Here is a 10,311-nt window from a genome sequence, read left to right as displayed (position 1 = left end):
AGTAGGTCGTCGGCAGCGTCAGCTGTGTATAAGAGCCACATCCTGGAATTCGTGCCCAAGCCCAGCGCCGAGCGTTTCGCCATCCTCGACACCCTCATGGCCCGCACCCAGCTGTGCGGCTGGCCGCTGACCGTGGCCATCGGCGACCGCGTCGGCAGCGCCCTGGACATGTCGCCGCTGGACGCCTTCGCCAGCCTCGCCAAGCCCGCCCCAGCCCTGCTGCACTTCTCCGGCAAGGACCGCGAACGCCGCGACCTGCTCGCCCAGTTGCAACGCATGGACGCCGCCGGCCTCGACCAACTGCTGCTGCTCAGCGGCGACCGCCTGCCCGGCCACGTCCCCGGCCAACGCCCGGTGCGCTACCTCGAATCGGTCGCCGCCCTGCAGATCGTCCGCCAGGCCCGCCCGCACTGGCTGCTGGCCGCCGCGCTCAACCCGTTCAAGTACCAGGAGGCCGAAGGCGGCGCGCAGTACAGCAAGGCTGAAAAGAAACTCGCCGCCGGCGCCGATCTGTTCATCCTGCAGCTCGGTTTCGATATCGATAAGTATCAGGAAGCCTTCGACTGGATGCAGCGCCACCCCCACCCCAAGCCGCTGATGGCCTGTATCATGGCGTTGAGCGAGGGCCGTGCCGGGATGCTCGAGCATGTCGCCGGGGTGACCGTCACGCCATCGATGCGCGCACTGCTGGCCGCTGAGGCAGCGGTTTCCAAGGCCTACGCCAAGGAGCGCGCCAACCAGCGCCTGGCCTTGCAGGTGATCGGCCTGAAATTGATGGGTTATGCCGGCGTGCACTTGTCCGGCATTCACGAGGTGGCGCAGTTCGACGCGCTGGAGCAGGCCATCGAGCACTTGCAGCCGCAGTTCAGCTCACTGCAGGACTGGACCCCGGCCTGGGAAGCGGCCTGGCATGCACCTGGCCCGACGCCGGTCACCTTCCATCCACCTGGGCACGCCTGGCGCCTCGGGCAGCGGCAGATCACCGCATCCAACAAGGAAAAGGTTCGCTATCACCTGCTGTCGGCGATGCACCACCAGCTGTTCAGCCGCACCACCGCCTTGAGCAAGGCCTTCGGCTGGGCCGTGACCCGACCGCTATGGGCCAGCCCCACGGCAGCGCAGTGGCTGCACCAGCTGGAACGGCGCATCAAACGGCCGATGGTGGGCTGCGATACCTGTGGCAGTTGCCGGCTGGAGGACACGCTGTACATCTGCCCCGAGACCTGCCCCAAGGGGCTGGCAAACGGGCCGTGCGGCGGCACCAGCCTGGACCGTTGCGAATTCGGTGATCGAGAATGCGTGCACAGCGCCAAATACCGGCTGGCGGTGAGCGTGGGCAGGACCGAGGTATTGCGTGAGCGGCTGATTCCCTGTGTGCAGGTGGAGAACCGACAGCGCAGTTCGTGGCCGGGGTGGTTCGAGGCATCTCCTTCTCAGGCGCCCTCCCGGCAACCTGACATTGCGCCAGAGTTCAACGAGTAATACGCCTGTCGATAATTGTGTTGTCGGAATGGTGAAGCCGGCGCACCCGCTGCGAGGATGGGAGGAACGGGGCAGATTACTGTTCCCGCCCGTCACCGGCAGCAACAGTGCCGGGCAAAGCCCCCCTGGCCGGCAACCAAACGGTGAAGGTAGTGCCATAGGTCGTATCCGAGCGCATGCCGATCCTGCCGCCATGCGCCTCGGCAATCTGCTTGACGATGAACAAGCCCAGGCCCACCGAACGCAGCGGCCCCTCGCGCTCGCTGCCTCGCGTCATCGGCTCGAACAGCGTCGGGATCAACGCATCAGCAATGGCCGGCCCGTGATTGTGAACGCTCAAGGTCGCGCCTTCGTCGGTCAGGTCGGTGGTCACGGTGATTGGCAAGCCCAGGTCGCCATAGGCCACGCTGTTGGCGACCAGGTTGCCGAGCATCTGCTGCAAGCGGTCCTGATCCACTTCGAAGGTGCCATGCCCGCGCCAATAATGACGAATACCGGCCTGGGCGAACGCCACCCTGAGCTCGCTCACGCACTGGTCCACCGCCTGGCGCAGATCGACCTGCTGGCGCGTCACGCGGATGCCCTGCCCTAGCCTGACCGAGGCGAAGTCCAGCAGGTCGACGATCATCCGCTGCGCCCGGTCGGCGGCACTGCCGATGCTGCCCAGCAAGCGCCGGGCCCGGTCGCTGTCGGCATCACGTTCGAGCAGTTGGGTCGCCATCTTGATGGCCGTCATCGGGTTCTTCAGGTCATGGCTGGCGACCGCGACCATCTGCTCGGCGAGGATGGCGCGGCGCTCGGCGTTTTCATAAGCCGCGGCAAGTTCGGCCTGGGCCCGTTGCAGGGCGGCCTCGGCGCTGACTTTCTGCGCCAGCAGCTCTTCGGCGCGCTGCATGGCCACCAGCGCCGCCCGTTCGTTGCGGTCGCGCTCGCCGGTGCCGAGCAGCGCCAGGTGGTAGCGCACCCCCTCGGCGGTTTCACGCCGCACGCCGTTGAGCAGCATGGCCAGCAGGTGCCCATCGCGGTGACGCAGCTCGAGCTTCACCTCCGATACCGAGCCCTGCAGGTTCATCAACGGCCCCCAGTGCGTGAGCTGGAACGCCCGCCCCGCAGGCGTCAGCAACTGATCGAAACTGCTCGCCTGCAACGCCGCCGGATCATGCCCCAGCCACTGGCTGAACGTCTGGTTGCAGCGCAGCACGGTGCCATCTGCGGCCATGACCACCAGCCCGCACGGCGCGTGCTCGAACAACGACTCATCGAACAACAAGGCGGCATCATCCATGGCCGAATCCATGGCCAGCAAAGAACGCATCCATCGCCGCGGCGCAGGCTCCCGGGGCGCTCAGCTGCGGGTAATGGCCCATGTTGTCGATAAGGCTCAGCTGGCTGTCTGGGAGCACACGGTGCAGGTACTCGCCCACGGCCAGCGGCACCACCGGGTCGCCCGTGCATTGCACGATCAGCGTCGGCACCGGCAGGCCGCTGACCTCCTGGCGGTGGTCGCAAAGGAAGATGACCCGGGCAAAGTGCCGGGCGATCTGCGCGTCGGTACGGCAGAAACTGCTGGTCAGCTCCGCCTGCAGTAATGGTTGCCCCGGCGTGCCCATCAGCGTCGGGGCCATGGAACTGGACCAGCCGAGGTAGTTGTCATCGAGGGTGGTGAGCAGCGCCTGGATTTCATCTGGCGCAAAGCCACCGGTGTACCCCGGCGAATCGATGTAGCAGGGCGAGCCGCCGATCATCACCAGGCCGGCAAGCCGCCCGGGCCGCTGACGCTCGGCCAGCACGCCGATCATCGCGCTTACCGAGTGCCCGACCACGATCACCGGCCCCACGGCGTATGCCTCGATCAGCTCGTTGAGGTCCGTGGCATAGCCCCAGAGCGACGCATATTTTTCCGCCGCGTAGGCCGCAAGGTCGGACTGGCCGGCACCGACCAGGTCGTAGGTGACCACGCGAAAGCGCGTGACCAGATGAGGCAGCAGGCAACGCCACATCGACTGATCACAGCCGAAGCCGTGCGACAGGATCAAGGTGGTACTGCCGCTCCCAGCGATGTGCACGTTGTTACGCTTTTGCAGGGTCATTACCTATCCCGATGTCGTGCAACGTTGTGCTGAGCAGTGCCGAGCGGTCCATGCTGCGGGTGAGAATGGTCGAGGCGCGCCCGCGCTCGACGTGAGGGGCAGGCCGGGTGTTTCCAAGGAGATCTGGCTGACACCATACGCGATATGGGCCGGAAGAGCGCGGATTTTGCGTACAAAGGCGTCACACGTCCTTGGCGTGCGTGGAGCGGCCTTGTGTCGCGAAAGGGCTGCAACGCAGCCCCAGTGATCGGTGGCATTCGATCGATCACCGGGGCCGCTGCAAGGTCTTGCGCAGCCGGGGCTTAGAACGCCCAATCCAGGGTCAGGCCGACCCCGTGGCTCTTGTCGCGGCTGCCCAGCAGACCGTTGTAGTCCAGGTTGACCCGGGCCTCGCGGCTCAGGGCGATGCCCGCCCGGGCGCCAACCACCGCCGCGTCGCGGTCCAGCGACAGCGCCTGGACCTTGTAGGTGTCGCCCTGCCCGGCAAAGGCCAGGTGCTGGTCGGCCCCGGTCGAGCTCAGGTTGTGCTGCCAGCCCAGGGTGGCGGACAGCTCAACCGCCTGGCCGCTGGACAATTGCAACTGCTTGCCGGCGCGCATGCCCAGGGTCGAGAGCCAGGCATCGCGGTTGTCCTCGCCGCCCTTGAGCGCGGCGGCGCCGCCGTGCTCGGTGAAGCTATCGCTGGCGATGTGCACATAGGCCAGGTTGGCGAACGGCTCCAGCGCCACGCTGGGCAGGTCGAGCTTCCAGGCCGCCTCGCCGAACACCTGGGTGCTCTGCGCATCGCGCTTGCTCTTCTGGCGATCGCTGACCTCGTTGTAGTGCAACTCGCGCTTGGTCTCGATGCGGTGCCAGCTGTGGTTGACGCCCGCGCTCAAGCGCATTTGCTCCAGCTCCTTGCCGGCATAGGCGCCCAGGTGGTAGCTGTCGACGCTGGCCGAGGAGTGACGATCATCGCCCATGCTCAGCGAACTGTCGCTGTAGCCGGTGAAGACGCCGATGCGGGTGTCCTCGCTGATCTGCCCGTCGATACCCAGCAGCATGCCACCGATGGAACTGCTGTAGCGGGCCCGGCCGGAATCACCCTCGGCCTTGCCCCAGGCGCCCAGGGCCTTGATCCACAGGCCGTTGTCCTGGCCGTCCAGGCGCTGCTGGCGGGTGCGCTCGACCACGGCATCACGCACCTGGCGGCTGTCGTTGAGCAGCAGGTTGCCCACCGCTGGGTGGATTTCCCCGGACAACTGATCGAACGCCTGCTGGGCGCTGGCAGCATCGGCCGACAGCAGCAGGCTCTCGTAGACCGGGTTGCCCGCGCCAAGGCGATCGGCCGCCGCGGCCAGCGAACGCTGGTTGGCGGTCAAGCCGACACTGGCGAAGGACGTGGCGTTACGCTGCACCGCCAGTTGCACCCCATTGGCGCTGTAGGCCAAGCCACCGCCAAGGAACAAGGCGTTGGCTTGCACGGCGGCGAAACTGCCCTGCACGCCGCCCGCGGCACTGAGGATGTCGAACTGCCGCCCCACCAGACTGGTGGCCTGCTGCGATTGCAGCGAAACCCCGGGGTTCTGCAGGTCCAGGGCCAGGTTGGCGCCGCCCACGGCCAGCGTGCCGTCGCTGACCAGGCGGTCGCTGCCGGTGCTGTCCACCTCCACCGCATAGGTCGAGCCCGGCTGGAAGGTCACGTCGTTACTGACGCGCAAGGTGCCGATGGAATTGCCTGGCGCCACCACGCCGCCACGGCTGACCACCAGCGCGCCGATCCGGCCATTGCCGCCGAGCACGCCGCCGTCGTTGACCGTCACCGTCGATTGCAGCGAACCATTGACCGCCAGCCGCCCCTGGTTGACCAGGGTCGGGCCGGAGTAGGTGTTGTTGCCGCTGAGCACCAGGGTGCCGATGCCCTGCTTGGTCAAGCCGCCATGGCCGGAAATGTCGTTGCTCCACAGGTCGAGCCCGCAGCTCAGGCCGTTGCAACGCCGCTCAGTGGGCCTGCCGGCGTCCACCAGCGCGCCGATACCCGGCAAATCAGCCACGAACTGGCTCGGGCCGTAGCCACCGGCGATGCGCAATTCCTCGGGGATGTCCTGCTCGGTGACCAGCATCGCCGGGCCACGGATACCTTTGTCGAGGTTGATCATGCCCCAGCCGTACAAGGCATCGATGCCCGGCGCGCCCATGTCGGTGGCGGTGGTGCGCAGCACGCTGGCGATCTGCGCGCCGCTCATGTACGGGAAGCGCTCCATCAGCACCGCCGCCGCGCCCGCGGCATGGGGCGCGGCCATGGAGGTGCCGTTCTTGTTGGCGTAGCCCTGGGTCAGGTCGGCCAGGCTGGTGCCGCCAATCACCGCGCTGTAGATGCGCGTGCCGGGGGCCGAGACGCAGAAGCTTGCGGTATAGCCGCAACGAGACGAGAAGGTGCTGATGACGTAAGGGTTGGCGCTGCTGGTGTCGGGGTTTTGCTGCAACGCCGCCACGGTCATCCAGTTGGGGGCGATCTCCGGGACGAAATAGCCCAGCCCGGCAATCGCATCGGGGTTGTTCAGGTTGTAGTCGTTGCCGGCGGCGAAGATGGTCAGCACGCCGCTGCGGGCAGCGGCGATGGCGCCGTCATAGGCGCCGCCGGGCATGGTGCCCAGTAGCGGCTGGATCTGCGCGAACTGCGCCCGGGCATCGTCCAGGGTGAAATGCGGGAAGTCCGGATTGCGCCCGCCCTTGGCGAAGCGATCGGTGATGCCGATGCCCCAGCTGTTGTTGATGATCCGCGCGCCGCTGTTCACCAGGCTGTCCCAGCCGGCCTTGTACACCGCGCCATCGTTGCCCAGGACGATGCCGTCCTCGGGGCCGGGGTCGCCGTTGTCGGCGCTGATGATCTGCGCGGCGAAGGCCACGCCATGCATCTCGACGCCATCACGGTTGCCGGCGGCGATGCCGCCGACGTGGGTGCCATGGGAGCCGAGCTTGCCATCGGAGCCCACCGACGGGCTGCCGTCATAGCGAAAGGCATCGCCGGCGTTTACCTTGATGTAGGGGTCGGTGTACTGGCGAGTGCCGCTGGTGACCAAGGTGACGATCTTGTCCTTGCCGGCGAACTCGGGGTGCGGGGCGTAGACCGGCTGGTCGAAGATCCCAAGCTTCACGCCCTTGCCGCTGTAGCCGGCGGCATAGGCGCTGTCGGCGTTGATCGCCCCCAGCCCCCAGTCGGCCTTGAACTCGCTGCTGCGCCAGCTGCTGGCATCCCCCAGGCGCCCGCTCTCGACATAGGGCGCCGCCTGGGCCGTGCCCAGCAACGCCGCCGAACCCAGCAACGCCCACCCCAGTGGGACCAGCGCCCCGCCCTGCCCACGTGCACCGTCATCCTTTCTGATTTGCTTCACTACAACCTTCCTTAGCTGCATGGATGGAAAACTGCGTTGGTCGAACTCCGTCTTGCCAGGCGCGCGACGCCTCAGAAGCGCCATTGCAGGCTCAGCCCTGCGCCATGCTGTTGTTCACGGCTGGCCAGGCGCCCCTGATAGTCCAGGCTCAGGTCCAGGTCGCGGGCCAAGCCCAGGCGTGCCTGCAAGCCCACCAGCGCGGCGTCGCGCAAGGCCGGCGCGGTGTGCACCGGAAATGCCTGGTCGCTGCCGGCGAAGGCCAGGTGCTCGCTGTCCTGGGTACCACTCAGGCGGTGCTGCCAGCCCAGGCTGGCCGCCAGTTGCAGGTCTTGTTGCGGGCCCAGCTGCCATTGCTGACGGCCACGCAGGCCCAAGGTGCTGAGCCAGGCATCGCGCTGTTCATCGCCGGCATGCAGCGCCGCGGCGTCGCCCTTTTCATCGAAGCTGTCGCGCTGCAGGTGCTGGTAGGTCAGGTTGGCGAAGGGCTCCAGTTGCAGCGCCGACGACCCCAGACGATAGGCCGCCTCGGCGAACAGCTGCTGGCTGCGCGCATCGAGCCGCGCGCGCTGGCGGCCGGAGACCTCGGCATAGGCCAGGTCGCGGCGCACGTCGGCACGGTGCCAGCTGTAGCTGCCGCCCAGGCTCAGGCGCAGTTGGTCGATGTCGTGACGCACATAGCCGCCCAGGTGGTAGCTGTCGACCGTGGCCCGCGAGTGGCTGCCACCCATGCCCAGGGAGCTGTCGCTGTAGCCGGCGGCCAGGCCGGCGCGAGTCTGCGCGTCGAAGTCACGGTCCAGGCCCAGCAGCAGGCCGCCGAGGGAGCTGGTGTAGGACTCGGTGCCCTGCACGCCCTCGATGCGCCCCCAACTGCCCAGGCCCTTGAGCCACAGCTGCGACGCCCCCGCCTCGCTCGAGGCAGTGTTGGCTTGCAAGGCATCCGCTTGCACACGCTCGCCCAAGGCATCACGCAGCACCGCGCCCTGGCTGAGCAGCATCGAGTCCAGTGCCGGGTAGATCTCCCCGGCCAACTGGCGCAGGCCGTCCTGGGCCTGGGCCACCGAGGTCGACAGCAGCAGGCTTTCGTACACCGGGTTGCCCGGCCCCAAGCGCTCCACGGCACCACCGCTGGCGCGCTGGTTGGCCGTGGCACCGACACTGTCGAAGGTCGCCGCGCTGCGGGTCACATCCAGTTGCACGCCATTGGCCGAATAGTCGAGCACGGCCCCCAGGAACAGGTAGTCGGGCTGCACCTGGGCGAAGCGCCCATCGACGCCACCCGCCGCCTGCAGGATGTCGAACTGCTGCCCCACCAGGCTGGCGACCGGGCCACCAGCCAGCAGGTTCGGCCGCGCCTCGGGGGCCAGGCTCAGGTTGGCGCCAGCGACACGGGCCTGGCCACCCACCAGCAGGCGATCGCTGGCCGTGGGCGAGAGTTCCACCCGATAGGTCGAGCCCGGCTGCAAGTCCAGGTTGCCGGCGACATTCAGGGTGCCGATGGAATTGCCCGGGGCCACCACGCCGCCGGCGCTGGCGGTCAGGGCCGCGACCCGCCCGCTGCCGCCCAGGGTGCCCGCGGCGTTGACCGTCACCGCCGATTGCAGGCTGCCATTGACCACCAGCAAGCCGCCGTCGACCCGGGTCGGCCCGCGGTAGCTGCTGTCGCCGGACAGCTCCAGCCAGCCAGCCCCGGCCTTGACCAGGCTGCCCTGGTAGACCCGCTGCGCGGCCGCCGCGTCGCGGGCCATGCCCAACGCATAGTCGCTGCGATCCTGCTGGCTGGCCCCCACGCCCAGGCCCTGCTCCCAGCCACGATCCTTGAGGGTCTGCTGCCAGGCCTGGCGCTCGGCGGCGTCCTCGGCCTGGCGCTGCGCCAGGGCCTGGTCGGAGATGCCGTTGCTCCAGCTATCGCCCTGCCCACGCCCCAGGTTGACGTTGAACTCGCCCAGCAGTTGCCCCGGGCCGTGCAACGCCCGGCCAAGGTCCGGAACACCCCAGCCCACTCGCTCGCTGGGCCCCTGGGTGGGCGAGCCATCGAGCTGGCGCGCGGTGGTCAGCAGCACCTCCAGGGCCTGCTGGTTGTTCAGGTAGGGGTAACGCTGCATGACCAGGGCCAGTGCCCCGGTGGCATGGGGCGAGGCCATCGAGGTACCGTTGTAGGTGGCGTAGCCGCCACCGGGCACGGTACTGGTGATCGCCGCGCCAGGGGTAGCCAGGCACCAGTACTTGGCGATGCCGCACTGGTTGTATTTTTGCTGGTTGTTCTTGTCCAGGCCCGACACCGCCAGCCAGTGGCCTTCCAGCTCCGGCTGGAAGTACGGCAGCGCCGAGCGCACGCTGGCATTGGCATAGCCGCTGTTGCCGGCACTGAACACATTGATCACACCCCGCCGCGCCACGTCGCCCGCAGCGTCAAGCCAGGTGTTTTGCTGGTAATGCTGGGCGTAGGCCGCGCGCAGGCCCTCGAGGGTCTGGTAGCTGACATCCTTGGGCTGGCTGCCCCAGCTGTTGTTGATGGCCCGCGCGCCGGCATCCACCAGGGCGTCATAGGCCGCCTTGAAGTAGCGCGGATCCGGGTCGGTGCCGAACAGGAACTTGTCGTTCTTGTTGGTGTTGCCCACATACACCTGGGCATCGAAGGCCACGCCATGCATGCCCACGCCATCGCGCGCCGCGCCCATGGTGCCGGTGACATGGGTGCCATGGCTGTCATTGGCGCCATTGAGCACCCCGGACACCGTGAACGGCGTGCCGTCCAGGTACTGGCCGGTGGCGGTGACGGGATGAAAACGCCCGGGGCTGGCTTCGGGATGGGCGGCATCGAACCCCGAGTCCAGGGCGCCGATGCGAACCCCGGCGCCAGTGATGCCGGCGGCATAGGCCTGGTTGGCCTGCATGCGTTCCAGGCCCCAGTCCTGCTGGTATTCGGCCGAGCGCCAGCTGGCAGGGTCGCCGGCACGGCCGGCTTCTTGATAGGCCGCCGCAGCCGTCAGCGGCAATGCGGGGGCGAACGCCAGGCACAGGGTGGCCGTCAGCGTCTTGAGCTGATTACATCTCACATCCATGTCGATGACATCTCTTGTTTTTGTTGTTGGGCCGAGCGTTCCTGTTCGACCTGTTGTCACGGCCTTGCCCGGCCACGCATTCGCCGGCCATCGAGCAAGGGGCGGTCGCCCGCCACTGCGCAGGGTACTTCGGCGTCAGGCGAAAGGGATAGCTATATTTTTTCGCGATTGCGCGGCAAAAAAATCGCTTCGGGGGAAGGCGCGCCCGTCGGTATGCGCAGCCCCCAGAAGATAAATCGGCCAGACAACGGAATAGCCAGATGCCACCATTTGCCGGCCTACCGTGCGTCATGGAAAATCGCC

At 67.6% G+C, this 10,311-nt stretch carries 5 protein-coding genes; 1 reads left to right on the top strand and 4 read right to left on the bottom strand.

Annotation, left to right across the window (positions count from 1 at the left end; translation table 11 throughout):
• Positions 1 to 24: 24 nt before the first annotated feature.
• A complete protein-coding gene (locus E3U47_RS20080; protein WP_134693388.1) occupies positions 25 to 1,482 on the top strand; it encodes a methylenetetrahydrofolate reductase C-terminal domain-containing protein in 1,458 nt (485 codons plus the stop codon).
• Positions 1,483 to 1,558: 76 nt separating this feature from the next.
• Here the strand turns inward: E3U47_RS20080 and E3U47_RS20075 are convergent, their stop codons facing one another.
• The 4 genes from E3U47_RS20075 to E3U47_RS20060 all read right to left on the bottom strand — a co-directional run bounded on the left by E3U47_RS20075 (position 1,559) and on the right by E3U47_RS20060 (position 10,008).
• Positions 1,559 to 2,767, bottom strand: coding sequence for a PAS domain-containing sensor histidine kinase (locus E3U47_RS20075; RefSeq protein WP_167659511.1), 1,209 nt, complete (start codon positions 2,765 to 2,767; stop codon positions 1,559 to 1,561).
• The gene (locus tag E3U47_RS20070) at positions 2,760 to 3,572 is read right to left on the bottom strand and encodes an alpha/beta fold hydrolase (protein WP_134693387.1); all 813 of its coding nucleotides are present in this window, start codon (positions 3,570 to 3,572) and stop codon (positions 2,760 to 2,762) included. Before E3U47_RS20070 ends, E3U47_RS20075 begins: the two co-directional genes overlap by 8 nt.
• Positions 3,573 to 3,874: 302 nt before the next feature.
• Positions 3,875 to 6,967, bottom strand: a complete 3,093-nt coding sequence (locus E3U47_RS20065) for an autotransporter domain-containing protein (protein ID WP_372239533.1) — start codon at positions 6,965 to 6,967, stop codon at positions 3,875 to 3,877.
• Between the two features lie 50 nt (positions 6,968 to 7,017).
• Entirely contained in the window at positions 7,018 to 10,008 is a 2,991-nt protein-coding gene (locus tag E3U47_RS20060; protein WP_134693386.1) for an autotransporter serine protease, read from the bottom strand.
• Between the last annotated feature and the right edge of the window lie 303 nt (positions 10,009 to 10,311).

It is taken from the genome of Pseudomonas sp. RIT623, from assembly GCF_004519305.1.
Lineage (GTDB): Bacteria > Pseudomonadota > Gammaproteobacteria > Pseudomonadales > Pseudomonadaceae > Aquipseudomonas.
The sequence above is the reverse complement of the archived record's forward strand: the minus strand, read 5'-3'. Positions and strand labels throughout refer to the sequence as shown.